This window comes from Streptomyces sp. P9-A2 (assembly GCF_036634175.1).
Classification (GTDB): domain Bacteria; phylum Actinomycetota; class Actinomycetes; order Streptomycetales; family Streptomycetaceae; genus Streptomyces; species Streptomyces pratens.
In genome coordinates this window covers 6,348,372-6,371,432 of sequence record NZ_JAZIFX010000001.1, presented here as the reverse complement: position 1 = coordinate 6,371,432, position 23,061 = coordinate 6,348,372, and the positions used below count along the sequence as shown (strand labels likewise).

The 23,061-nt window shown below is 71.7% G+C and carries 23 protein-coding genes and 2 pseudogenes; 12 read left to right on the top strand and 13 right to left on the bottom strand.

The features are described from left to right. The first annotated feature begins 1 nt into the window (after nt 1). Complete coding sequence (gene glpK / locus V4Y04_RS28935) at nt 2-1,519, top strand: glycerol kinase GlpK (RefSeq protein WP_332431304.1); 1,518 nt, start codon at nt 2-4, stop codon at nt 1,517-1,519. 69 nt (nt 1,520-1,588) lie between these two features. Here the strand turns inward: glpK and V4Y04_RS28930 are convergent, their stop codons facing one another. Then, a complete protein-coding gene (locus V4Y04_RS28930; protein WP_326755278.1) occupies nt 1,589-1,780 on the bottom strand; it encodes a hypothetical protein in 192 nt (63 codons plus the stop codon). A 164-nt stretch (nt 1,781-1,944) separates the two neighbouring features. On the opposite strand from V4Y04_RS28930, the gene V4Y04_RS28925 reads away from it, so the two are divergent. The 4 genes and pseudogenes from V4Y04_RS28925 (at nt 1,945) to V4Y04_RS28910 (ending at nt 5,300) form a co-directional block, all read left to right on the top strand. Beyond that, a complete protein-coding gene (locus tag V4Y04_RS28925; RefSeq protein WP_332431302.1) occupies nt 1,945-3,078 on the top strand; it encodes a glutathione-independent formaldehyde dehydrogenase in 1,134 nt (377 codons plus the stop codon). 285 nt (nt 3,079-3,363) lie between these two features. Then, nucleotides 3,364-4,032: a histidine phosphatase family protein gene (locus V4Y04_RS28920; protein ID WP_332431301.1), complete on the top strand. Its 669-nt coding sequence runs from the start codon at nt 3,364-3,366 to the stop codon at nt 4,030-4,032. 142 nt (nt 4,033-4,174) lie between these two features. Beyond that, nucleotides 4,175-4,429: pseudogene (locus V4Y04_RS28915) on the top strand (FAD-dependent oxidoreductase); the annotation flags it as partial. 328 nt (nt 4,430-4,757) lie between these two features. After that, the gene (locus tag V4Y04_RS28910; protein WP_332431299.1) at nt 4,758-5,300 is read left to right on the top strand and encodes a DUF4232 domain-containing protein; all 543 of its coding nucleotides are present in this window, start codon (nt 4,758-4,760) and stop codon (nt 5,298-5,300) included. On the opposite strand, the gene V4Y04_RS37840 is transcribed toward V4Y04_RS28910, so the two are convergent. The 4 genes from V4Y04_RS37840 to V4Y04_RS28890 all read right to left on the bottom strand — a co-directional run bounded on the left by V4Y04_RS37840 (nt 5,276) and on the right by V4Y04_RS28890 (nt 7,376). Continuing rightward, nucleotides 5,276-5,788, bottom strand: coding sequence for a Tn3 family transposase (locus V4Y04_RS37840; RefSeq protein WP_443080102.1), 513 nt, complete (start codon nt 5,786-5,788; stop codon nt 5,276-5,278). The two genes, V4Y04_RS28910 and V4Y04_RS37840, sit on opposite strands and share 25 nt — an antisense overlap. A 116-nt stretch (nt 5,789-5,904) precedes the next feature. Next, complete coding sequence (locus V4Y04_RS28900; RefSeq protein ID WP_332431298.1) at nt 5,905-6,525, bottom strand: dihydrofolate reductase family protein; 621 nt, start codon at nt 6,523-6,525, stop codon at nt 5,905-5,907. Then, nucleotides 6,525-7,031, bottom strand: a complete 507-nt coding sequence (locus V4Y04_RS28895) for an SRPBCC family protein (RefSeq protein ID WP_332431297.1) — start codon at nt 7,029-7,031, stop codon at nt 6,525-6,527. Before V4Y04_RS28895 ends, V4Y04_RS28900 begins: the two co-directional genes overlap by 1 nt. Before the next feature lie 3 nt (nt 7,032-7,034). Beyond that, the gene (locus tag V4Y04_RS28890) at nt 7,035-7,376 is read right to left on the bottom strand and encodes an ArsR/SmtB family transcription factor (protein ID WP_331743374.1); all 342 of its coding nucleotides are present in this window, start codon (nt 7,374-7,376) and stop codon (nt 7,035-7,037) included. A 111-nt stretch (nt 7,377-7,487) separates the two neighbouring features. Between V4Y04_RS28890 and V4Y04_RS28885 the strand changes: the two are divergent. Beyond that, nucleotides 7,488-8,027: pseudogene (locus tag V4Y04_RS28885) on the top strand (Rieske 2Fe-2S domain-containing protein); the annotation flags it as partial. A gap of 97 nt (nt 8,028-8,124) precedes the next feature. Here the strand turns inward: V4Y04_RS28885 and V4Y04_RS28880 are convergent. The 8 genes from V4Y04_RS28880 to V4Y04_RS28845 all read right to left on the bottom strand — a co-directional run bounded on the left by V4Y04_RS28880 (nt 8,125) and on the right by V4Y04_RS28845 (nt 15,901). Continuing rightward, a complete protein-coding gene (locus tag V4Y04_RS28880; RefSeq protein WP_332431296.1) occupies nt 8,125-9,150 on the bottom strand; it encodes an iron-containing redox enzyme family protein in 1,026 nt (341 codons plus the stop codon). Further along, nucleotides 9,131-9,409 carry a CDGSH iron-sulfur domain-containing protein gene (locus V4Y04_RS28875; RefSeq protein ID WP_332431295.1) on the bottom strand — a complete coding sequence of 93 codons (279 nt, stop codon included), beginning with the start codon at nt 9,407-9,409 and terminating at the stop codon, nt 9,131-9,133. Before V4Y04_RS28875 ends, V4Y04_RS28880 begins: the two co-directional genes overlap by 20 nt. Beyond that, nucleotides 9,393-10,079, bottom strand: coding sequence for a HemK2/MTQ2 family protein methyltransferase (locus V4Y04_RS28870; protein ID WP_332431294.1), 687 nt, complete (start codon nt 10,077-10,079; stop codon nt 9,393-9,395). Before V4Y04_RS28870 ends, V4Y04_RS28875 begins: the two co-directional genes overlap by 17 nt. 908 nt (nt 10,080-10,987) lie before the next feature. Further along, nucleotides 10,988-11,641, bottom strand: coding sequence for an urease accessory protein UreD (locus V4Y04_RS28865; protein WP_443080101.1), 654 nt, complete (start codon nt 11,639-11,641; stop codon nt 10,988-10,990). Nucleotides 11,642-11,886: 245 nt separating this feature from the next. Continuing rightward, a complete protein-coding gene (gene ureG, locus V4Y04_RS28860; RefSeq protein ID WP_332431292.1) occupies nt 11,887-12,582 on the bottom strand; it encodes an urease accessory protein UreG in 696 nt (231 codons plus the stop codon). 27 nt (nt 12,583-12,609) lie between these two features. Next, on the bottom strand, nt 12,610-13,284 hold the full coding sequence (locus tag V4Y04_RS28855; protein ID WP_332431291.1) for an urease accessory protein UreF: 675 nt from the start codon (nt 13,282-13,284) through the stop codon (nt 12,610-12,612). Nucleotides 13,285-13,422: 138 nt separating this feature from the next. Next, nucleotides 13,423-15,255, bottom strand: coding sequence for an urease subunit alpha (locus V4Y04_RS28850; protein ID WP_332431290.1), 1,833 nt, complete (start codon nt 15,253-15,255; stop codon nt 13,423-13,425). Next, entirely contained in the window at nt 15,236-15,901 is a 666-nt protein-coding gene (locus V4Y04_RS28845; protein ID WP_332431289.1) for an urease subunit gamma, read from the bottom strand. Before V4Y04_RS28845 ends, V4Y04_RS28850 begins: the two co-directional genes overlap by 20 nt. Nucleotides 15,902-16,508: 607 nt before the next feature. Between V4Y04_RS28845 and V4Y04_RS28840 the strand changes: the two genes are divergently transcribed. The 6 genes from V4Y04_RS28840 to V4Y04_RS28815 are packed head-to-tail and all read left to right on the top strand — an operon-like array spanning nt 16,509 to nt 22,940. Beyond that, entirely contained in the window at nt 16,509-17,765 is a 1,257-nt protein-coding gene (locus tag V4Y04_RS28840) for an ATP-grasp domain-containing protein (RefSeq protein ID WP_332431288.1), read from the top strand. Then, a complete protein-coding gene (locus V4Y04_RS28835; protein ID WP_332431287.1) occupies nt 17,762-18,610 on the top strand; it encodes a Rossmann-like domain-containing protein in 849 nt (282 codons plus the stop codon). The genes V4Y04_RS28840 and V4Y04_RS28835 overlap by 4 nt, the downstream gene beginning before the upstream one ends. Continuing rightward, nucleotides 18,607-19,695, top strand: a complete 1,089-nt coding sequence (locus V4Y04_RS28830) for a PLP-dependent cysteine synthase family protein (protein WP_332431286.1) — start codon at nt 18,607-18,609, stop codon at nt 19,693-19,695. The genes V4Y04_RS28835 and V4Y04_RS28830 overlap by 4 nt, the downstream gene beginning before the upstream one ends. Continuing rightward, the gene (locus tag V4Y04_RS28825; RefSeq protein WP_332431285.1) at nt 19,692-20,825 is read left to right on the top strand and encodes a dipeptide epimerase; all 1,134 of its coding nucleotides are present in this window, start codon (nt 19,692-19,694) and stop codon (nt 20,823-20,825) included. The genes V4Y04_RS28830 and V4Y04_RS28825 overlap by 4 nt, the downstream gene beginning before the upstream one ends. After that, the gene (locus V4Y04_RS28820; protein ID WP_332431284.1) at nt 20,809-22,119 is read left to right on the top strand and encodes an MFS transporter; all 1,311 of its coding nucleotides are present in this window, start codon (nt 20,809-20,811) and stop codon (nt 22,117-22,119) included. Before V4Y04_RS28825 ends, V4Y04_RS28820 begins: the two co-directional genes overlap by 17 nt. Continuing rightward, on the top strand, nt 22,116-22,940 hold the full coding sequence (locus V4Y04_RS28815; protein ID WP_332431283.1) for a class I SAM-dependent methyltransferase: 825 nt from the start codon (nt 22,116-22,118) through the stop codon (nt 22,938-22,940). Before V4Y04_RS28820 ends, V4Y04_RS28815 begins: the two co-directional genes overlap by 4 nt. Nucleotides 22,941-23,061: the final 121 nt, after the last annotated feature.

Here is a 23,061-nt window from a genome sequence, read left to right as displayed (position 1 = left end):
GATGCCCGAATTCGTCGGCGCGGTGGACCAGGGCACCACCAGTTCACGTTTCATGATCTTCGACCACGCCGGAAACGAGGTGGCGAAGCACCAGCTCGAGCACCGCCAGATCCTGCCGCGGTCGGGGTGGGTCGAGCACGACCCGGTGGAGATCTGGGAGCGCACCAACACGGTGATCCAGAACGCCCTCCGTGCCGGAAACCTGTCGGCCACCGATCTGAAGGCCATCGGCATCACCAACCAGCGCGAGACGACCGTGGTCTGGGACCCGCGCAACGGCCGCCCCTACTACAACGCCATCGTCTGGCAGGACACCCGCACCGACAGCATCGCCGCCGCCCTCGAGCGTGACGGCCACGGCGAGGTCATCCGGCACAAGGCCGGCCTGCCGCCGGCCACCTACTTCTCCGGCGGCAAGATCAAGTGGCTGCTGGAGAACGTGGACGGACTACGTGAGGCCGCCGAGGCGGGCCACGCCCTGTTCGGCAACACGGACGCCTGGGTGCTGTGGAACCTCACCGGCGGACCCAACGGCGGGGTGCACGCCACCGACGTGACCAATGCCAGCCGCACCATGCTGATGAATCTGGAGACCCTGGACTGGGACGACGAGCTGCTGGGCATCTTCGGCATCCCGCGTGCGATGCTGCCGTCCATCAACCCCTCGTCCCATCCCGAGGCGTACGGCCAGGCCCGGACCTCCCGGCCGCTGGGTGCCCCCGTGCCGATCACCGGGGTGCTCGGCGACCAGCAGGCGGCGACCGTCGGCCAGGTCTGCTTCTCCCCCGGCGAGGCCAAGAACACCTACGGCACCGGCAACTTCCTGGTGCTCAACACCGGTACGGAGCTGGTGCGTTCGCAGCACGGGCTGCTGACGACGGTGGCGTACCAGTTCGCCGGCAGCCCCGCGGTCTACGCGCTGGAGGGATCCATCGCCGTCACCGGCGCGGCCGTGCAGTGGCTGCGCGACCAGCTGAAGATCATCAAGAGCGCCCCGGAGAGCGAGGAGCTGGCTCGTTCGGTGGACGACAACGGCGGGATGTACTTCGTACCGGCCTTCTCCGGCCTGTTCGCCCCGTACTGGCGCTCCGACGCCCGCGGCGCCATGGTCGGCCTGGCCCGCTACAACACCGGTGCCCACATCGCACGGGCCACGCTGGAGGCCATCTGCTACCAGAGCCGCGACGTGGTCGACGCCATGGAACAGGACTCGGGCGTCCACCTGGACGTGCTCAAGGTCGACGGCGGTGTGACCGCGAACGACCTGTGCATGCAGATCCAGGCCGACGTGCTGGGTGTGCCGGTCAGCCGTCCGGTGGTCGCCGAGACCACCGCCCTGGGCGCCGCCTACGCCGCCGGCCTCGCCACCGGCTTCTGGCGCGACACCGACGAACTGCGCTCGCACTGGCAGGAGTCGAAGCGCTGGAGCCCGGTCTGGAGCGAGGAGCAGCGCCAGAGCGGCTACCAGGACTGGAAGCGGGCCGTGGAACGCACCCTGGACTGGGTCAAGGTCACCTGACGGGCGGCGGCCCGACAGGCCCGGATGTCGCGACACGGCTGTCGCGACACGGCTGTCGCGACACGGCTGTCAGCGGTCGGCGATGTCCTCGCGGAGTCCGTCGGAGAACTCCCACCACGACAGAGGAAGCCAGTCGCCGTTGACGAAGGCGTCGACCGTCGCGCCGCCGCCACGGACCGTGACGGTTGTTCCTGGCGGGTACGTGATGCCTGACAATCCCGGCACGGGGACGAGCAGGGTTCCCAGCCTCTGCGCTGCCATGGTCCGTCACTCCCTTCCTGGTGCGGCGCCGAAAACTTATACGTCCCGAGATTACCGGTTTGCCCGATCCCGCAGACCGGAGAATCATGAGAGATGAGTCACGCGGAGAGCGGGCCGGGGCGTGGCGACCGGATACGTGTGCCATCGAGCAGGAGGTCGCATCCATGAAGGCCGTCGTGTACAAAGAACCGTTCGCCGTCGCGGTCGAAGAGGTCGACAAGCCCAGCATCCAGCATCCGAACGATGTGATCGTACGGGTCAGCTCCACCGCGATATGCGGCTCCGACCTGCACATGTACGAGGGCCGCACCGCCGCCGAGCCCGGCATCGTCTTCGGCCACGAGAACATGGGAATCATCGAGGAGGTCGGCCAGGGCGTCACCTCGCTCAAGGAGGGCGACCGCGTGGTGATGCCCTTCAACGTCGCCTGCGGCTTCTGCGACAACTGCGTCGAGGGATTCACCGGCTACTGCCTGACCGTCAACCCCGGTTTCCCGGGCGGGGCGTACGGCTACGTCGCCATGGGGCCCTGGAAGGGCGGCCAGGCCGAGTACCTGCGCGTTCCCTACGCCGACTTCAACTGCCTGAAGCTGCCGCCGGGACAGGAGCACGAGACCGACTTCATCCTGCTCGCCGACATCTTCCCCACCGGCTACCACGGCTGTGAACTCGCCCAGGTCCGCCCCGGCGAGAGCGTCGCGGTGTACGGCGCAGGGCCGGTCGGGCTCATGGCCGCCTACTCGGCTCTGCTGCGCGGCGCGAAGAAGGTGTTCTCCGTGGACCGGGTCCCCGAGCGGCTGCAGAAGGCCGAGGAGATCGGCGCGGTTCCGATCAACTTCGCCGAGGGCGACCCGGCCGAGCAGATCAAGGAGCAGACCGAGGGCATCGGCACGGACAAGGGCGTCGACGCCGTCGGCTACCAGGCGACGGCGCACGGCGCGGACCACGAAGAACCGGCGACCGTCCTGAACTCGCTCGTCGCTACGGTCCGGGCCACCGGAGCGCTCGGCGTGCCCGGCCTCTACGTCCCGTCCGACCCGGGAGGCCCGGACGAGCAGGCCAAGCACGGCATGCTCCTCGTCGCGATCGGCAAGCTCTTCGAGAAGGGCCTGCGGATGGGTACGGGGCAGTGCAACGTGAAGCGCTACAACCGGTACCTGCGAGACATGATCATCGAGGGCAGGGCGAAGCCCAGTTTCGTCGTCTCCCACGAACTCCCCCTGGACCAGGCGGCGTCGGCCTACGACAAGTTCGACAAGCGGATCGAGGGCTACACCAAGGTGGTACTGCACCCGTAGGGCCTGTCCGGCGGACTCTTCCGGCGCGAGCCGACACGTCTCCTCCCCGGCGAACCGCGGCCGACACCGCCGGCCGCGGTTCGCCGGGGACTTCGGTACGGACTGCGCCTCGCTCCGGCAGATGTCGCTCGCGGAGGCGATGCCGCCTCGCGCCGACGCGTGGAAACGGCTTGTCGCCACGCGGCGGGACCCCTGCGGTGCCAGAGGTCCCGCCGCACCGGGCGTGGTCTCGAGGTGGGACAGTGGAGACCCGCCACCGGCTTCCCTGGAGACAGAACCCTTCCCATGCGCTTGCTGCTCATTCGCCACGGTCAGACCCCGTCCAACCTCAAGCACCTGCTGGACACGGCCGCACCGGGGCCGGCGCTGACTCCCCTGGGCCGGGAACAGGCGGCCGCCCTCCCCACGGCGCTCGTGGAGGAGGAGATCGGCGCGCTCTACGCGTCCACGCTGCTCCGTACCCAGCTGACCGCCGAGCCGCTGGCGGCCCGGACGGGGCTGGAGGTCCGGGTGCGGGACGGTATCCGGGAGCTGTCGGCCGGCGATCTGGAGATGCGGGGCGACGAGCAGGCCGTCGAGACGTACCTGACCACCGCCTTCGCCTGGTCGGCGGGAGACACCGCGCTCCGCATGCCGGGCGGGGAGAACGGCGTGGAGGCGCTGCGGCGCTTCGACGCGGTGGTCGAGGAGGCCGCGACCACGGGGGCGCGGACCGTGGCCATGGTCAGTCACGGTGCCGCCATCCGTATGTGGGCGGCGGCGCGGGCCGGGAACATCGACGTCGACTTCGCTTCCCGGCACGCGCTCCAGAACACCGGTGTCGTCATCCTCTCCGGCGCGCCCGACGAAGGCTGGCGGGTCCATACCTGGGCCGGCAGGTCCGTCGGTCCCGCGGCCGGCGTTCCCGGTGCGAGCGGGCCCGCGGGGGAAGCCGTGGACGGATTCGAGACCTGACCGGTCTCGTTCGTCCGTACCTCGCGCGGGTCCGGAACAGCGTGTTCGGTGACTTGACGGCGCATATGGTGGCGCAGGGCCGCTCAGGGGAAGAAAAGGCCCGCCGCGTCTCCTTCCGGCCGCGGGGGGGAACACGTGGTCCATGACAACGCGACCTGAACTGCCCTGCATCGCCGAGTCGTACTGGATGGCTACCGCACCGGGCACCCGGTGGCCCCCGTCGGACACCGACACGACGGCGGACGTCGCCGTGATCGGGGCGGGCATGGCCGGCCTGAGCACCGCCTGGGAACTGACCCGGGCCGGGCGCAGTGTGGTCGTGCTGGAGGCGGACCGCGTGGCCACCGGGGTGACCGGCTACACGACGGCGAAGCTCACCGCCGCTCACTCCCTCGTGTAGGAGTGTCGTTAACGAGCGGCGAACCAAGTGCCATGTAGCTCAGCGTGATATTCAGGTCGGATACGGGCGTCGCACGCCGCCATCGGTCCCGCTGTGCTGGACCGGACGCTGAGCGAGGTCGCGGGCCGTTGCGGTGTCCTCCCCCACGACGCTGCAACGGACCGCACCGCATGAGTTCTCGTACGCGGCCACAGTTGGGAGCCTGGCTGTCGGAAAAAAGCTCTCCGGCACACCGAACCTCCCCCAGGCATTGCACATCTTCAGGCGCGTAGGGCGCGCACTGACCTCGCGCGCCGATTCGCATTCGAGGGGAACCCGAAACTTCATGAAGAGCAAGCTGACCGCCGTAGCCCTTGCAGCCGTCGTCGTCGCCGGCACTGCCGCTACCACCATCCCGGCCTCGGCCGCCCCCGCCAAGGCCGAGCCGACCCGCTGTCACACCGCCGACCTGAAGGCCGGCTTCGCCATGGGGGATGACGCGAAGCCGGAGATGGAGCAGACCAAGAAGCAGACCCAGGCGTACATCTGGTTCACCAACCAGAGCAAGCGCACCTGCACCCTGTCCGGCTTCGCCGGTGTCGACATGACCGGTGCTCAGAAGACCGACGGCACCTGGTCGCTGGCGCGCTCCTCCAAGAAGCCCGCAAAGATGATCCTGAAGCAGGGGGACACGGTGGACTTCAGCATCAACCTGCTTCCGGTGGCCAAGTCCACCCCGCAGAAGGAGAAGTTCGTTCCGGCAAAGTTCCTGGTCACCCCGCCGAACGAGACGGAGCACTTCACCCTGAAGTGGCCGTTCGGCGGCCAGATCCTCAAGCAGGACGGCGCCACCCGCCCGGCCACCTACCTCAACCCGGTCGGGCTGTAACCAACTGGGCAGCCTCTGAGCTTCCCTTCAGCGTCGTTGGTGGCCACCGCAGGACTCCCGGAATGAGTTGAAGCCTCCGGGTGGTGCGGTGGCCACGTCTGACACGCGGCACGCCCGGCCTTCTCGCCGGGGCCTGGAGGTTGTGTTTCCGGCACCAGATCTCCTTGGAGCTCGTAACGGGAGTGCCACTCGGTGAAGATGTTGCGGTCCCAGGCTTTGAAGTGCGTGGAGTCCGAGGCCACGGTGGTGGTGCCCTGGCCCCAGATCGCTTCGCAGCGGGCCGCGAAGGTGGCATTCGCTGTCTCGACGCCGGCGGCCTTCAGCCCGACGGCGGTCAGACAGCGGCGGGCCGTGTAGCGCAGCTCTTCCTCTCGATCGCCGCCTCGTAGCGAGCCACGAACGCTGCTTCGTCGCCGTTCTCGTCGCTGGGAAGTTCGTCGTAGCCGGGGATCACTGCGGACAGCAGCGGACACCGTGTCGGCGTACATGGCCAGCTCCCCGCCCCCATAGGTGAGCACGTATCGCCATCCGTCGTCGCCGCCAGGGCGGGCCGGGCCGTCCACGGGCAGCTGACCTCGGCGGGAGAGCGCTGAGTTCGGGACAGTTACCGCTCCCGGACGGCGTAGGTCAAATGCGTCACCCTCGGGGAGGGCTCCGCGCGGACCTGCTCCAGGGCCACGCGGCCGGCGTCCACGCCCTCGAACAGGCGGATTCCGGAGCCGAACAGCACGGGTGAGAGCGCGATCGAGAACTCGTCGATCAGGCCGGCGTTCACGTACTCCAGGATCGTCGCGCCGCCGCCCGCGATGCGGACGTCCCGGTCGCCGGCGGCCTCGCGGGCCTGGTCGAGGGCGGACTCGATGCCGTCGTTGACGAAGTGGAAGGTGGTCCCGCCCGGCCGCTCCCAGGGGTCACGCTTGGTGTGCGTCACGACGAAGACCGGCGTGTGGAACGGCGCCTCCTCCGGCCACATCTGCTCGCCGGCGTCGAACATGCGCTTGCCCATGACGCTCGCGCCGGTGCGCTCGAACGTCTCCCGCGCGATGTCGTTGTCGCGCCCTTCCTCGCCGCCCTCGCCGAGCTTCAGGTTCTCCCGGAAGAACCGCAGCGGGAACATCCACCGCTGCAGTTCCATCCACTGCTGCCCCATCAAGTCCCCAAGGGACTCGGGCGCGATGAAACCGTCCAGCGACATCGACACGCTGAAGAACACCTTCCCGGCCATCAGTCCTCAACTCCCTTCCGAACGATCTCGGTGACGTATGCAGCCAGGTTGCTCAGGGTCTGCCGGCCGCCCTCGATCGCGTGGTACTTCTCGACCGCCTCGTCGCGCTGCTCCTTGGTGGGGAACACCGTGTGCATCTCGATCCGGGTCGCCGTGCCGTCGGGCTCGAACGTCAGGACCGACTCGAAGGCGTTCGGGTCGTCGCGGGTCTCACCGTGGAGCATCGCGATCCGTTCCGGTGGGGCGAGTTCGGTCCAGGTGATCCACTCTTGGTAGTCCGTCCCGTCCGGTCCGTGCATCACGAAGTCCCACTCTCCGCCGACGCGGAACTCGAACGCCCGCGTGGTGGTGGTGAACCCTTCCGGTCCCCACCATCGCGACAGGTGTCGGACGTCGGTGAACGCCTCGAACACCAGCTCCCGTGGGGCGTCGATGATCCGGGAGGTGACGATCTCGCGGTCGGCTGTCGCCGACTGCGCCGGCGTTCCTTGTTCTGTCGTGCTCATCAGCTACTCCGCTTTCCTTGTCTGCTTCAGGTCCTGCACGTAGGCGTCCAGTCGGTTGAAGCTCTCGTTCCAGAACTGCTCGAAACCGCCGGTCCACTCGTGGACGGGCCGCAGCCCGCTGGCGTCAAGGCCGTACAGGCGCTGCTTGCCTGCCTTGCGGTCGCGCACCAGCCCGACCTCCCGGAGCACCCGCAGGTGTTTGGACGCCCCCGGCTGGGTCATCCCCAACTCCTGGGCCAACTCGGTCACCGACCGCTCACCCGCCCGCAGCAGTACCAGGATCTCCCGGCGCTGCGGCTCGGCGATCGCGTTGAAGACGTCCGACGTCGTCGCTGCTCGTGCCATGGGGCGATCGTATGCCGATATCGGCATACGTCAAGTCGAAAGGAATCAGGCTGGTCATGTCAGATGGCGATCCTGACCCTTGTCGACGGCTGCGGAAACTGAGCGATGGCAGATCCCTGCGATCGGATCGCCCGCAAGCTCGTCACGCTGGTGGGCCCCTTCCACCCCGGCGCGCACCATGTGTACGTGGCGACCGGGTTCGGCGGCTGGGGCATGAGCGGCGGCGCCATGGCCGGACAGCTGCTGACCTCGCTGATCACCGGCGCGGAATCCGAGTGGGCGGGGCTCTACGATCCGCGCCGGCTGAAGAGCACCGTCCGGGAGGGCGCGACGCTGTTGAAGCAGCAGGCCGAGGTCGCCCGGCACTTCGTGGGCGACCGGCTCAAGAGCAGCCACGTGGACTCCGTCGCCGAGATCGCCCCCGGATCGGGCGCGGTCGTGCGCGTCGAGGGGCGGCGCTGCGCCGTCTACCGCGACGAGGGCGGAACCGTGCACGCCGTGTCGGCCCGGTGCACCCATCCCGGGTGCCCGGTCGCCTTCAACGAGGCGGAAACCGCGTGGGAGTGCCCTTGCCACGGTTCACGCTTCGGCGTCGACGGCGAGGTGCTTCACGGCCCGGCACTGCGCCCGTTGCCCCCGCGGACCGTTTGAGCGCCCGCCGACGACCGGGCGGCCGGGGCGCGGTGAGGCGCCCCGGCCGCTGTCCCCGACGCGGTGCCGACTGGCCTCCCCGGCGCGGCGCCGGCTGTCATCCCTGACGCAGCGCCGACCGCCCGTCGCGCCATGCCGTCAGGAGATGCGACGCCAGCCGGCCCTCCAGGTGGACGGTGGCATCCGCTCCGAAGGCCACGTCCGGCTCCAGGTGCGGCTCGTCGGTGAGCAGGCCCCCGATCACTTCCCGGCGTACGACCTGTTCGTGCACGGCGTCCGCTTCGACGTGCTCCGCGTAGAAACGCTCGGCCGCGGGGCCGGCGCCGGTGCGCCGCATCGCCGCGGCGAGCCGGCGGGAGCCCGGCGACGAGGTGACCTCGACACAGGCGAAGTGGCCGACCAGTGCTCCCCGCAGCGCGCGGTGCAGGCCGAACAGCGTCATCACGTTCACGACGGCGAGGGCGCAGGCGGGCGCCGCCTCCACGTAGTGGCCGTAGCGCGTGTCCAGCCCCAGGTCCGCCATCAGCTCGGCGAAGAGCTGGGCGTGGATGTTCTCGGCCCGGCCCGCACCGAACTCGTCGTACTCGATGGCGACCATGCCGGCCTTGGCCCGCCCGCGCAGCCGGGGGATGACCCACGCGTGGGGGTCCGCCTCCTTGAGGTGATAGAGCGAGCGCAGCGCGGCGTACTCCCGGATCTGCCACAGCTCCCCGTGGTGTTCGAGGTGGTGGGCGACGCTGTCGCCGTGGTCGGTGGATTCCACCAGCAGCTCGCCGAACGCCTCGTCCGTGGTGCGGCCGGCGGGCACGTCGGCGCGCAGGGCGTCGAGGAAACGCTCTTCGAGGGCCCGGAGCAGGGGCATGAGCGCGGGGTCCCACTCACGGTCCTCCGCGACGTCGGTGAAACCGCGGTAGTGCAGCTCGTAGAGCACATAGAGGGCCAGGTGCAGGTCCTCCCCGTACGGGTCGGCGACCGCGGCCCCGCCCGCGTCGGGAGGGGCTTGGCCCGAGGAGGCGAGGGCGGCGAACAGTCCGGCCGAGAGCGGTCCCCTGGGCGCGGGCACGGAGGCGGCGGCAGGGCTGTGGTCAGCTGCAGGGCTGTGGTCAGTGGTGGTCACCGTCATGGATGTCCTTCGGGTCGTGGCCGTGCGGCCGGTCGCCCTCCTCGCGGGGTGCGGCGCCGGGGGGTTTCCTGCGGCGGCGGTGGCTGGTGTCGCACCACGGGAGGATGCGGCTGCGGCGGCAGGTGCAGACGGCGACGACGAACCGGTCGGAGGTGGCGATCGTGCCGTCCTCCCGGACGATCTCCACCGGTCCTTCGATCAGCATCGGCCCGTTGCCGTCGACGGTCACCCGCCTGGGCCGGTCAGCTTCGTTCGGCACGGATGACCACCAGTTCCTCTTTGTCCTCGCCGGCGCCGATCAGGCCCTGGGCCCGCAGCCACGGGAGCCGCTCGGTGAGCACGGGGCCGAAGGGCACGTAGGAGCGGTCCACCACCGAGCAGCGCAGCCCGCTGTTGGTCAGCTGCCTCAGCGTCTCCTCCACGCCGCAGAGCCCGGAGTGCACCATGAGCAGGACGCCGTGCGGTCGCAGCACGTCCCGGGCGTGCGCGCAGATCCGGTCGACGGCCTGCCGTCCGCCGCGACCGGCGTCCCAGGCGACCGCGGGTCTGTGGCGGCGGGGACGGTGCGCGTGGGGTGCGGGCACGTACGGCGGGTTGCTCACCACCACGTCGAAGCGCTGCCGCGCCACCGGCCCGGTGAGGTCGCCGCGCCGGACCCGGACGCGGTGTCCGGCACGAAGGGCGTTCATCCGAGCGGTCATCACCGCCCGCCATGAGATGTCGGTCGCCGTCACCCGTGCCCCCGTCCGGGCGGCCAGCACGGCGAGCGCGCCGCTTCCGGTGCAGACGTCGAGGACGTCCGTGTCCGCCGTGACGCCTTCGGTGTGGAGCGCCTGTGCGAGCAGGTGGGTGTCGGCCTGGGGGGCGTAGACCCCGGGCAGGGTCCACAGGTTCCCGAGGTCGGCCGTGCGTGCGGCAGCAGTCGCCATCCGAAGCCTCCATGAGGGTACGAAAAGGTACCGGCCTTCGTCCGTCTCACCAGGCGCGTGCCCACCTCATTCAGGTTCGGCGTGCCTATGGCCCACCGCCACTCGAGCAGCGGTCTCCGCTCTTCTGCCCTGTGACTGCTGTCGCATGCTGAGGCACTGGTGGCCCTCGTCCGTCGAGGCCCGGCGGACCGCCCGGGCGGCGTCGTACGCCGTCGGAGCGTCGAGTACGGGAGCTGTCGAGTGGTCCACGGTGTGCGGGCTTTCCGGCGGTGAGGGCGAGAACGTTCCGAGTGGGCTGCGCGGGGAGGCGGGCAGAGGCTCCGGAAAGGGGGCTCCGCGCGCGGTCGGGGCGGGCAGAGGCTCCGGAGAGGTGTCTCCGCGCGCGGTCGGAGCGGCAGGGGAGGCTCCGGAACCCGTGCCGCCCCTTCCCCGTGTCCTCGGGCGGGCTCACCTGCTCGTCCCCCGGCCGGGCGTGCCTGTCAGAGAGCGGGGGTGAAGCGGTCCCTGAGGCAGGCCCCGTAAGGCATCCTCGACGTCCTCACCCGAGCGGGCACCTCCTGCTGGGCCGATGCGGGCATCTCCTGCCGGCTGATGAGGAACCACGACGTGGGCAGCGTCCGGCGGGCCGGGGCACGGTTCTCCCGACGCCTCCGGTGGTGGCGGCCCAGGTCGTCCACCCCGACCGCACCGACGCTCCGCCCCGTTACCCGCCACGCCCGTCAGGAGTGGTCCGGCCCGCCTGCGGCGGGTACCGCGCAGCCTGACGGGCGACGTCGTTCGGCACGCCCCGCCCGCACCGACGTCCGGGTGGACGTGACCACCGGCGAAACCGAGGCGCGCGTCTTCGAACGGTTCCGGCGGGCGGAAGCCGGCCGGTGATCGGCCCACGCCCTGGGCCACCGTGTTCTTTACCGTGGTGTGCCGGGTCGCACCCCGGGCCGTATCTCCGCGCCGGACACCCGGGCGAGGGCCGCGTCGAGCAGGCGGCGCAGCCGAGCGGAGGTCGGTGCGACAGCGGTGGCGAGCAGTGCCGGGCCGTCGGCGAGCGGTGCCAGAACGCAGTGTCCCCGTACCGGGTCACCGAGGAGGACGGCCGCCGGGGGCGCGTCCAGCCCGGGATCGACGAGGAGGAACTGGCCGGTCGCGCGGTGGTCGCCCAGTACGGCGGGTCCGTCCCAGGCCGGCGCCGGGGCACCGTAGACGGTGTGCTGGTCGAGGATCGGCCGGCCGTCGCGCCGCACGGTCAGCCGCGTGGACAGGTGACCCGGTGGCTCGGCGGTGCGTCCCAGGAGCTGTTCCTCACGCAGGAGCAGCCGGGAGCCGGCGGTGAGTTCCACCCGGTACGTCTGGTGCACGGTACTGCCCCGGGTGCTGATCAACGGCTGGGGCAGCCAGCGCAGGGAGGCGTCCTCGCCGACGGTGAGCCGTACGTCGTAGGTGGCGGGGTCGGCGGTGGGGCCGCGCAGGGCGATGGTGGCGGCGGCCGCGGTCACCTCCAGCCGGGTGCGCGCCTCGGCGGTGACGTCGAGCGCGAGTCTGTCCCCGCCGAGGGGTGCGCTCATCGCGCCCAGCACGCAGACTCGTGCCCACTCTCCACGGGGCCGGAGGCGGCGCAGGTGGAAGGGCCCGTCGCTGTGCAGGAGAGGGACCGTCGTGGCGCGGCCGTTGTGGGTGGCCCGCAGGCGGGCGGTGGCGCGGAGGCCTGCGGGGTGGGCGGGGGCAGGGGCAGGGGCAGGGGCAGGGGCAGGGGCAGGGGCGACGGCGTGAGGAACGACGTGGGAAGCGGCCGGCAGCCCTGCGGCGGCCCTCACCGGGTGGCTCCGGCATGCCAGGCCGCGAGGCACTCGGTGACCCAGTCGGCGACCGGGCGGACCCCGTCGGCCGTCGTCAGGCTGGTGAAGGCGAACGGGAGGCCCTTGCGCTGCTTGCGGGCATCGGCCGCCATGGCCTCCAGGTCGGCTCCGACGTACGGGGCCAGGTCGGTCTTGTTGACCACGAGGAGATCGGCGGTGGTGATGCCCGGGCCTCCCTTGCGCGGGATGTCGTCGCCGCCGGCCACGTCGATGACGAAGACCTGGTGGTCGACGAGTCCGCGGGAGAAGGTCGCGGTGAGGTTGTCCCCTCCGGACTCGATGAGGATCAGGTCGAGCGGTTCCAGGGTCTGTTCGAGCTGCTCGACCGCTTCGAGGTTGGCGGAGATGTCGTCGCGGATCGCGGTGTGCGGGCAGGCTCCCGTCTCCACGGCGGTGATCCGCTCCGGTGGCAGCACCGCCTCGCGGCGCAGGAACGCCGCGTCCTCCTGGGTGTAGATGTCGTTGGTGACCACGGCGATCGACAGCCGGTCCCGCAGTGTGCGGCACAGTGCGGCGACGGTCGCGGTCTTGCCCGAGCCGACCGGTCCGCCGAAGCCGATCCGCAGGGCGCGGCGGCTGCCGTCCGGGCGCCGGGGATCGGCGCTGTAGGTGTGGCGCTGCGGCATGGTCACGGGGTGGTCCAGATGCACGGGGGCTCCAGGTCGGTCCGGGTGTGGTCAGGAAGCGAAGAGGCGAACGGTCCAGGCGGCGTGCTGCTCGCCGGTGATGTCCAGCAGGGGGGCGGACGTGGCGGGCAGGACGGTGACGCCCTCGGCGGCGACGCGCCCCGCCGCGTCGGCTGCGGCGCCGGCGACGGCGTCGAGGTCGCCGGCGAGCCGTGCCAGCACCGCGGTGGCCTCGAAGGGGTCGAGGCTCAGCAGGCGCACCGCCGCGGTCGCCGGACCGCCGACACTCTCGTACACGGCGGCGTGGGCGGCGTCGAGCGCGGTGAGTCCGGCGGCGCGGGCCGTGACGCCGAGGACGACCGGCTGGTGGGCCCCCTGCGGCCGGTGGCGGGCGAGGTGGTCGAGACCGGCGCAGGGCCAGGTGGAGCGGGCGGCGCGCATCATCTGCCGGCCCAGGCGGCGCGCGACGCGGCGCAGCGCCGGTGCGGGAGTGCGGGTGTCGGCGGCGTCGTCCAGGGCCAGGGCGTCGTATCCGGTGGCGGCCGCGGCGGCGAGGCCGGCCGCGGTCAGTCCGGCGGTGTGCAGCCTCCCGCGGCAGAACGTCTCCAGGCTCGCGGTGTCGTGCACGCCTCCGGAGGCGACGGCGGCCTCCATCCCGCCGGAATGGGCGTGCCCGCCGGCGGGGAAACGGCCGTCGGCCAGGATGAGCAGGGCAGTACGGCTCATGGGGTGACAGGCCCTCCTTTCGTGAGGCGCGGGGCCGGCCCACGTCGATGCGGCCGGCCCGGACCGGGGGTGCCGACCCGGACCGGGGGTGCCGACCCGGACCGGGGGTGCCGACCCGGACCGGGGGTGCCGGAACAGTCAGAACAGGAAGTAGCGCTGGGCCATGGGCAGTTCCGTCGCGTAGTTCCGCCCGACCTCGTGTCCGTCCACCATGGTGCGGACGTCGGAGGTGGTGGCGCCGCCGATGGTGACCTCGAAGGTGTCGGGGTCGACGACGATGTCCGGCAGGCCGTTGTTGTGCACCATGTCGGCCTTGGTGACCTCCCGGGTGGAGCAGATCGCGCGCAGGGGTTTGAGCAGTCCGGTCCGGGAGAGTTCGCCGTCGAGGGCCGCCTCCGCGACGAAGTTGAAGGAGTTCGCCGCCGGGGACCGGCCCCGGGAGCCCCAGACCGGGCGCGGCAGATAGGGCTGCGGGGTGGGGATGGAGGCGTTGGCGTCGCCGATCTGGGCATAGGCGATCTGGCCGCCCTTGATGACCATGTGGGGTTTCACGCCGAAGAACTTGGGTTCCCAGAGGACCAGGTCGGCGAGTTTGCCCGGCTCGACGGAGCCGACCTCGTGGTCGATGCCGTGGGTGATGGCCGGGTTGACGGTGTATTTGGCGACGTAGCGCCGGGCCCTGAAGTTGTCCGCGCCGGCGTCGTCCTCCCGCAGGTGGCCGTAGCGGGACTTCATGACGTGCGCGGTCTGCCAGGTTCGCATGATCATTTCTCCGATGCGGCCCATGGCCTGGGCGTCGGAGGACATCATCGAGATGGCGCCCATGTCGTGCAGCAGGTCCTCGGCGGCCATCGTGGAGGGCCGGATCCGCGAGTCGGCGAACTTCATGTCGGCCTCGACCTCGGGGTTGAGGTGGTGGCACACGATCATCATGTCGACGTGTTCCTTGACGGTGTTGATCGTCAGGGGCCGGGTGGGGTTCGTCGAGGCGGGCAGCACGTTCGGCTTGCTCACGAGGCTGATCATGTCGGGCGCGTGGCCGCCGCCGGCGCCTTCGATGTGGAAGATGTGCAGGCTGCGGTACTTGGCGTCCTTGGTGCGGCGGTCCTTCTTGGTGGCGGCGAAGGTGTGCTGCACGAAGCCGGACTCGTTCAGGGAGTCGGCGTGCAGGGCGACCTGGACCCCGGTCTCCTCGCACACCGTCAGAGCCGCGTCGATCACCGCGGGGGTCGCGCCCCAGTCCTCGTGGATCTTGAAGCCGAGGGCACCGGCGGCGACCTGGTCGAGCAGCGCCTTCGCGGAGACCGTGCTGCCTTTGGCGAGCAGGCCGATGTTCACCGGGTAGGCGTCGAGTGCCTCGAACATCCGCTGGATGTGCCACTTGCCGGGTGTGACGGTCGTGGCCGTACTGCCCTCGGCGGGGCCGGTGCCGCCTCCGATCAGTGTCGTCACGCCCGAGGCGAGCGCCTCGTGGATCTGGCCGGGGCACAGGAAGTGCACGTGTGTGTCGACGCCACCGGCGGTCAGGATGCGCCCCTTTCCGGAGATCACCTCCGTCTCGGGCCCCACGACGAAGTCGGACGCGCGCGGGTCGTCGTTGGGGCGCGGCGACATGGTCTCGGGGTTGTACGCCTTGCCGATCGCCTGGATCCGGCCGTCGCGCAGTCCGATGTCGGCCTTCACCACACCCCAGTGGTCCAGGATCAGAGCGCCGGTGATCACCGTGTCCACCGGCTTGCGCGGATCGTCGCGGGGGATGTGCGACTGGCCCATGGACTCGCGGATCACTTTGCCGCCGCCGAAGACCATCTCGTCGCCGCTGCGTCCCGGGCCACCGCACCAGTCCTCCTCGATCCTGAGGACGAGGTTGGTGTCGGCGAGCCGGATCCGGTCGCCGGCCGTGGGGCCGTAGAGGTCGGCGTAGCGGGACCGCAGCAGTGGGGCCGAGGGGTTATCGGTCTCGTCGGGCATCGAGGTGCTTCTCCTCTTCACTCTTGCCGGCCCGGAGTCCGCCGACGATCCGGTCGCCGGCGATGGGCACCAGCGACACGGTCCGCTCGTCACCGGGTTCGAACCGCTCGGACGTGCCGGACGCGATGTGCAACCGCATGCCGTGGGCGGCCTCGCGGGGAAAGTCGAGCCCTTCGTTCACCTCGGCGAAGTGGAAGTGGGAGCCGACCTGGATCGGACGGTCCGAAGGGTTGGACACGTGCAGCGGCACGGGCGTGGAGCCCTCGTTGAAGGCCACCCTGTACTCGTCCTCGTCCGGCAGCAGTTCCGTTCTGCCCGGGTGGACGTCGATCTCGGTGGCCGCCGCGTCGAACGGATCGTGAAGGGTCACCAGCTTCGTTCCGTCCGGGAACGTCGCCTCGACCTGGACGTGGGTGATCATCTCCGGTACGCCGTCCATGACGTCGCCGCGCCGCAGCACATGCCGCCCGGACTCCATCACGGAGTCGACCGTCGCCCCGGCCCGCGCCTCTTCGTAGACGTGCGCCGTCAGCAGCGCCATGACCTCGGGATAGTTCAGCAGCAGTCCTCGCTCACGGCGTCGCCGGGCGACATCCGCCGCCACGTGGACCAGCAGGCGCTCCTGCTCGTGGGGAGTCAGGTGCATGTCGTCCCCTCTCCTGTTCGTCGCTTCTCCTGGGCCGCGCGGCTCGTCGGAACCACGCGGTGCGACGCCTCTCCCGCGTCCGCCGCAGGCCGATCCTCGAGGAGGAAAGGACTCCGGTCTGCGGAAATCGACCCCAAAGGCCCTGATCTAATGAATCGGGGGCACAGGTGGCATACGGGGCGCAGCTACGGGCACGGGGGGGCCTCTTCCGGCCCTCTCGGGCCGCACGCGGCCGCCTCTGCGGGTTCAGCCGCTCATGAGCCATCGGCACGGCGTCGCCGAGAGCTTCCGCCGGGTGGCGATCACCTCCGGCGGGTGTCGCGCCCAGGAGAGGCCTGGTCTGTCGCGGCGATCCGGCGAGCACCTCGGTGGCACCGCTCACCCGCCTCGGCCGCACCTCGGCCACACCTCGGCCACACCTCGGCCGCACCTCGGCCGCGCGGCGACCCCTGGCGGGGTCGGCGCGATGAGCCCCCAAGGTAACTGACAATGAAAATCATTAGCGATATGGTGTGCATCGTGCGGTCCGACACCTCCTCACGGGTGCCGTCGGGCTGCCCCGGCGCCGGCGGAGCGCGCCGCAAGGGACAACAGGAAAAGGGGAGTTGTGGCTCATCTGCTGGTGATCGAGAGCTGGGTCGGATCAATGAGCAGGCTGCTGCCACGGGCGATACGGGAGGGCGGACACGAGTTCACGTTCCTCACCCGCGACCTGCACCACTACCTGCGCTCGACACCCGGGGCCCCGGCACACCCCCTGCTCGGTGCGCGCAACGTGATCACGGCGGACACCAATGACGCCGAAGCCCTGCTGCCCCAAGTGGAGTGGCTGCACACGGTGTTCGGGTTCGACGGGGTGATCAGCTCCTGCGACTACTACCTGCCGGCGGTGGCGCGGGCTGCCGAGCGGCTCGGACTGCCCGGCCCGGGTGCCGAGTCGGTCCGCACCGCCTGCCGCAAGGACGCCACCCGTCGCGTCCTGGCCGAAGCCGGTTTGCCCCAGCCACGGTTCGCGGTGCACGAGGCGTGGGCCGACCTCGCGCGGGCGGCTCGGGAGATCGGCTATCCGCTGGTGGTCAAACCCGTCGACCTGTGTGCGGGCATGTACGTGCGGCGGGTGGACGATGAGGAGCAACTTGCCTCCGCCGTACGGGAACTGGCCGGTTTCCCGGTCAACGCGCGCGGGCAGCGGCGGGCACCCGTCGTCCTGCTCGAAGAGCTCCTGGACGGCCCGGAGGTGAGCGTCGAGACGGTTTCGCACGCGGGCGCGGTCCACGTCGTCGGCATGACCGACAAGAGCGTCGGCGGAGCACCCGCGTTCATCGAGACCGGCCACATGTTCCCCGCGGCCCTGTCGGCCGCGGACGCGGAGGCCGCCGGACACACCGCGCTCGGCGCGCTCAAGGCGCTCGGCCTGACCGACGCCACGGTGGCGCACACCGAGATCAAGCTGACCTCCGCCGGACCGCGCGTGGTCGAGGTCAACCCGCGGCCCGCCGGAAACCGCATCACCGAACTCGTACGCCACGTCACCGGCATCGACCTCGCCGCCGCCTTCGTGGACGTCTCCCTGGGCCGCGCACCCGATCTGCGGCACACGGCCACCGGACTCGCCAGCGCCGCCGTCGGCTTCCTCGTGCCGCGGACCACGGGCACGCTCGAAGCCCTGGACGACAATCGGCTGCGAACCGTGCCGGACGTGCTGGAGGTACAGCTCGCCGAACCGGGCACACAGGTGCGGGCGGCGGGCAGCAACAACGAGTACCTCGGCCACGTCATGGTGGGCGACGCCGAAGGGCCCGGCGCCCGCGCACGGGTCGAGACCCTGCTCGGCGAACTGCACTCCGGGCTGGTGATCCGATGACCTCCGCCACCCCGGCGCCCGCCCGTGTGGCGGCGTACGACGCGCTCCTGGCGCGGGCCCGTGCCGGTGAGCTCGGCCCGGACCCGGCCGCGCGGCGGATCTCCATGGCCTTCACCACCCGGCAGGCCGTACGGCACGACGGGCGCGGCGGCGGCTACCGCAACGAGGTCCTCAGCCTGCGGCTGGCCGAGGCCGTCGGCAGTTGCGCGGTGGAACCCGGCACCCTGCCCGACGGCGCGGTGGAGGACTGCGTCGGCGCGGACGTGGCCCGCCTGCTGGAGCACCCACTGCCCGCGGTGCGCGTCGCCGCGCTGGACGCCTACCTCATGCACACCGCCCCGCACACCCCGGCCAACGGGGCCCGGGCCGTGCCCCTGCCGGCCGGGACGTCACTGGAGAAGTCCCGGGCCAGGGCGCGGGCCGTGGTCGAGCTGCTCGACCTGCCGCCCGGGGCGACGGTGCTCGTGGTCGGCGTCGTCAACTCACTGCTGGAGGCGCTGCGTTCACGAGGCCTGGACCATGTCCCGTGCGACCTCAAGGGCGGTCTCACGGAGTGGGGCGAGACGGTCGTCACCGACGCCCTCGGCGCGGCCGGCCGCTGCGACGCGCTGCTGGTGTCCGGGATGACACTGGGCAACGGCACCTTCGAGCCGCTGCGGGAGCACGCGCTGCGGCGAGGCAAGCAACTGGTGGTGTTCGCCCAGACCGGCAGTGCCGTACTGCCCCGCTTCCTGGGCCACGGGGTGAGCGCGGTGTGCGCGGAGCCGTACCCCTTCTTCTGGCTGGACGGCGGCCCCGGCACCGTCCACCGCTACCGCGCCGGCCGCCCGGGAGGCACCCGGTGACCGCGACCGCCGTACGCCCCGCCGCCCGCCCGGAACTGTTCACCCTGCTCGGACGCACGCCCGTCGTACACGTCACCGCCGGCCTGCCCCGACCGCATCCCGGGTTCTGGGCCAAGCTCGAAGGACTCGCCGCGGGCGGCATGAAGGCACGGGCCGCCGTCTCCATGCTGAGGGGCGCCCGGGAACGCGGCGAACTGCTGCCCGGCGCACCGGTGGTGGAGTCCACCTCCGGCACGCTCGGCATCGGGCTCGCCTTCGCGGGGCAGGCCCTGGGGCATCCCGTCGTGCTGGTCGGCGACAGCGAACTGGAGCCTTCCATGAGGCAGTTGCTGCGCGCCCACGGGGTACGGCTGGAGATCGTGGACCGGCCCGCGCCGCACGGCGGCTGGCAGGCCGCCCGGCTGGCCCGGCTGCGCGAACTGCTCGCCGTCCTGCCCGACGGCTACTGGCCGGACCAGTACAACAACCCCGACAACACGGCCGGCTACGCCTCACTGGCCACCGAACTCGCTTCCCAGCTAGACCACTTGGACATCCTCGTGTGCAGTGTCGGCACCGGCGGGCACAGCGCCGGCATCATCGGCCCGCTGCGCCGCCACTGGCCCGCGCTGCGGCTGATCGGCGTCGACTCCATCGGCTCCACCATCTTCGGACAGCCCGCACGGCCCCGGCTGATGCGCGGCCTCGGCAGCAGCATCCACCCGCGCAACGTCGCCCACGGCGCCTTCGACGAGGTGCACTGGGTCGGCCCCGCCGAGGCCGTGGACAGCTGTCGCCGTCTGGCCCGCGAGAGTTTCGTCAGCGGCGGCTGGAGCACCGGCGCGGTCGCCCGCGTGGCGGCCTGGGCGGCCCGTGTCCATCCCGGCGCGGTCGTCGCCACCGTCTTCCCCGACGGACCGCACCGCTACCTCGGCACCGTCTACGACGACGACTTCGCCGCCGCCCACGGCCTCGACCCGGCCGCCGCGGCCACCCGGCCCGTCGAGATCCGGCACCCGCGGGCGGCCGAGGCCACCGGCTGGACGCGGTGCACGCGCGTCACCGGCCCGGTGGAGTTCGCTCCTCGTCCGGAAGGAACGCCGTGAAGGCCGGCCGACGCACCGTGCGCCTCGAACTCACCGAGCCGCTGCGCATCTCCCGCTCGACGATGTCCGCCCGTGACGCCGTGTGGCTGGGCATCGAGCACGAGGGCACGACCGGCCACGGCGAGGCCGTCACCAGCGTCCACCACCGCCTCGACACCGAGACCCTCGGACGTCTCCTCGCCGCCGCGGGGAGGGACCTGGTCCGCTTCCCCGACCCGGAGAGCGCCCTGGAGTCGCTGCGGACGGGCGGGCCGCCCGGTGAGAGCGCTCCCCCGGCCGTGACCGCCGCCGTCGAGGCGGCCCTGCTCGACCTCGTCGGCAGGCGCGCGGGCAGTCCCGTCCACCGGCTCCTGGGCTCCGCGCACCCCCCGGTCGCGGCCACCGCCCGCACCATCGGCATCACCTCCCCCGCCCACGCGGCGGCGCAGGCCCGGTCCCTCATGACGAACGGCTTCGAAGTGATCAAGGTCAAGGCGGGGCTGCCCGACCCCGAGGAGGACGTGGAGCGCGTCCGCGTCGTCCGCGACGCGGCGCCCCGGGCCCGGCTGCTCCTCGACCCCAACGGCGCGTGGACCATGAGGCAGGCGACGGCACTGCTGCCCCGGTTCGCCGAACTCGGCGTCGAGGCCGTCGAACAGCCCCTCGCTCCGGGCGACCCCGAGGCACTGGGTTCCCTGGCCGAGCGCTCACCGCTGCCGGTCATCGCCGACGAGGACGCCATGGACCTGGAGGCCGTACGCCGTCTGGCCGGGCGCGTCCACGGCGTGAACGTCAAGCTCGCCGAGTGCGGCGGCGTGCACGCGGCCCTGCGCATCACCGAGTTGCTCGACGGCAGCGGCACGGAGCTGATGCTGGGCTGCCTGACCGCCAGCAGCCTGGGACTCGCGCCCGCCGTGCACCTCGCCGGCCGGGCCCGCTGGACCGACCTCGACGGACACCTGCTGCTCGCCCACGACCCGTGGACCGGCATCGGCGGCGAGGACGGCTTCGTACGGGCGAGTGGCCTGCCCGGACTGGGCGTCGAACCGCGAGAAGCGCGCCGGGAAGACAGGCTGCGGACAGGGCCAGAGGCGCGCCGTGGGAACAGGCTGCGGACAGGGCGGGAGGCGCGCCGTGAAGACCTGGCATGAGATACGCCGGTTCCCGCTCGCGGTCCGGCTCCTGCTGGTCAACCAGTTCGGTGTGAACACCGGTTTCTACCTCCTCGTCCCCTACCTCGCCACCCACCTCACCGAGAACCTCGGCCTGTCGGCCGTCGTCGTCGGCGTCGTCCTCGGCGTGCGCAACCTCAGCCAGCAGGGTCTGTTCCTCATCGGCGGCTCCGCCTCCGACCGGCTCGGCGCACGGGGCGTCATCATCGCCGGCTGTGCCCTGCGCACCCTCGGCTTCGCGCTGTTCGCGCTCGGCGACGACCTGGCCGTCCTGCTCGCCGCGTCCGTCCTCAGCGGGTTCGCGGGGGCCCTGTTCAACCCCGCCGTCCGCGCCTACATCGCCCAGGAGGCCGACGAGCGCAGGGCCGAGGCGTTCGCCCTGTTCAACGTGTTCGCCACCACGGGAGCTCTGGTGGGGCCGCTGCTGGGAAGCGCGCTGCTGCTCGTGGACTTCCGTACGTCGGCCCTGACCGCCGCCGGGATCTTCGCCGTCCTCACCGTGGCGCAGGCCCTGGTGCTGCCCGCCCGGGAGGTCGCCCCGAGCCGGGGCTCCGTCCTCGCGGACTGGCGCGAGGTGCTCGGCAACCGCGCCTTCCTCGCCTTCGCGCTCGCCATGGTCGGGATGTTCACCCTGGAGAACCAGCTGTACCTGCTGCTGCCCGACGGAGCGCGGCAGGCCACCGGCTGGAACGGTGCCGCCGGGCTCGTCTTCGTCGTCGGCACTCTCGCCGGTCTCGCGTTCCAGCTGCGCATCACCCGCGCCCTCAAGCGACGCGGGGACCGGGCCCGCTGGATCTCGGTGGGACTGGCCCTGATGTCGTTGGCCTTCCTGCCGCCCGTCCTGGTCACGGGCACGGGCGGCGGTGCTCCTGGCGGCGCGGCCGACGCGGCGCTGCGTGCCCTGCCCGTACTGGCCGGGGCCCTGCTGCTGCACGTCGGGGTGATGGTCGCCCAGCCGTTCGTGATGGAGCTGATCCCCGGCTTCGGCCGCCCCGAGCTCACCGGCACCTACTTCGGGATCTTCTACGTCGTCTCGGGGGTCGCCGCCGCGGTGGGCAACACCGTCGTCGGCCGGGCCATGGACACCGGGCGGCACGGCGGCGCCGAATGGCTCCCGTGGGCGTGCTGCGCGCTGTTCGGGCTCGTCTCCGCACTCGGTGTGGCCCGGCTGCGCCGGCTCGGGTCGCTGCCCGCGCCGCCGAAGTCCGCCGCCCCCGCGACGGTCCGGGGAGCGCGGGAAGTCCGGGAAGTCCGAAAAGGGACACCGACATGACCCCCGAAACGGGCGCGAGCGCGCCCAACCTGCTCACGGACCACCCCGAGCTGTACGAGGCCCGCTTCCCCGACCCCGACCGGCTGGCCGGGCGCTGGACGGAGGACTGCCTGCGGCGGCACGGGGCGGGCCCGCGGGTGCTGGACGTGGGCTGCGGCACCGGCCGCGACGCCGCCCACCTGCACGGCGCCGGCCGCCGGGTCACCGGCGTGGACCTCTCCGAGGCGATGCTCGCGCACGCCCGCACCCACCATCCGGGCCCCGGGTACGTCCGTGCCGACCTGCACGGATTCGACCTCGGGCAGGGAGTGTTCGACGCCGTGGTGTGCCTCGACAGCACCCTGCTGTACTGCCACACCAACGACCAGCTCGACGGGTTCCTGTCCTCCTGCCGCCGCGCCCTGACCCCGGGTGCGCTGCTGGTCGCGGAGATGCGCAACGGCGCGTACTTCCTCGGCCGTACCGACCTGCTCGACACGCCCGGAGTCGACGAGTTCACCTGGCGGGGCACCGTCCACCGGTCCACGACCACCCTCATGGTGAACCGTACGGACCAACTGCTGCACCGTACACGCGTCTGGAACGCGGACGACGGATCGGAGCCCGTCGAACAGCGTTCCGCGTGGCGGCTGCTGTTCCCCCAGGAACTGCGCCACTTCCTGGCCGCGCACGGCTTCGAGGTCCTGGAACTCCACGACGGGCCGGGCCCTCGCACGGCGCCGGCGTGGCACGAAGGCCGCCTCCCCGGCCGCACCACCGACGCCGACCGGCTGCACGTGGTGGCCCGCCTGAACCCGATCCACCTGACCGGATCCGCCTGACCGGATCCGCCTGACCACGTCCGCCCGCACGCCCCGCACACGTCGCATGTCCCGCACAGCCCGCACACCCTGCACGCCCCGCACACGTCGCATGTCCCGCACAGCCCGCACGCCCCGCAGG

Coding starts and splice junctions, on each gene's coding strand:
- glpK (WP_332431304.1), top strand. CDS start 2: ATGCCCGAATTCGTCGGCGCGGTGGACCAGGGCACCACCAGTTCACGT.
- V4Y04_RS28930 (WP_326755278.1), bottom strand. CDS start 1,780: ATGGCAGCGCAGAGGCTGGGAACCCTGCTCGTCCCCGTGCCGGGATTG.
- V4Y04_RS28925 (WP_332431302.1), top strand. CDS start 1,945: ATGAAGGCCGTCGTGTACAAAGAACCGTTCGCCGTCGCGGTCGAAGAG.
- V4Y04_RS28920 (WP_332431301.1), top strand. CDS start 3,364: ATGCGCTTGCTGCTCATTCGCCACGGTCAGACCCCGTCCAACCTCAAG.
- V4Y04_RS28910 (WP_332431299.1), top strand. CDS start 4,758: ATGAAGAGCAAGCTGACCGCCGTAGCCCTTGCAGCCGTCGTCGTCGCC.
- V4Y04_RS37840 (WP_443080102.1), bottom strand. CDS start 5,788: ATGTACGCCGACACGGTGTCCGCTGCTGTCCGCAGTGATCCCCGGCTA.
- V4Y04_RS28900 (WP_332431298.1), bottom strand. CDS start 6,525: ATGGCCGGGAAGGTGTTCTTCAGCGTGTCGATGTCGCTGGACGGTTTC.
- V4Y04_RS28895 (WP_332431297.1), bottom strand. CDS start 7,031: ATGAGCACGACAGAACAAGGAACGCCGGCGCAGTCGGCGACAGCCGAC.
- V4Y04_RS28890 (WP_331743374.1), bottom strand. CDS start 7,376: ATGGCACGAGCAGCGACGACGTCGGACGTCTTCAACGCGATCGCCGAG.
- V4Y04_RS28880 (WP_332431296.1), bottom strand. CDS start 9,150: ATGACGGTGACCACCACTGACCACAGCCCTGCAGCTGACCACAGCCCT.
- V4Y04_RS28870 (WP_332431294.1), bottom strand. CDS start 10,079: ATGGCGACTGCTGCCGCACGCACGGCCGACCTCGGGAACCTGTGGACC.
- V4Y04_RS28865 (WP_443080101.1), bottom strand. CDS start 11,641: ATGAGCGCACCCCTCGGCGGGGACAGACTCGCGCTCGACGTCACCGCC.
- V4Y04_RS28855 (WP_332431291.1), bottom strand. CDS start 13,284: ATGAGCCGTACTGCCCTGCTCATCCTGGCCGACGGCCGTTTCCCCGCC.
- V4Y04_RS28850 (WP_332431290.1), bottom strand. CDS start 15,255: ATGCCCGACGAGACCGATAACCCCTCGGCCCCACTGCTGCGGTCCCGC.
- V4Y04_RS28845 (WP_332431289.1), bottom strand. CDS start 15,901: ATGCACCTGACTCCCCACGAGCAGGAGCGCCTGCTGGTCCACGTGGCG.
- V4Y04_RS28835 (WP_332431287.1), top strand. CDS start 17,762: ATGACCTCCGCCACCCCGGCGCCCGCCCGTGTGGCGGCGTACGACGCG.
- V4Y04_RS28815 (WP_332431283.1), top strand. CDS start 22,116: ATGACCCCCGAAACGGGCGCGAGCGCGCCCAACCTGCTCACGGACCAC.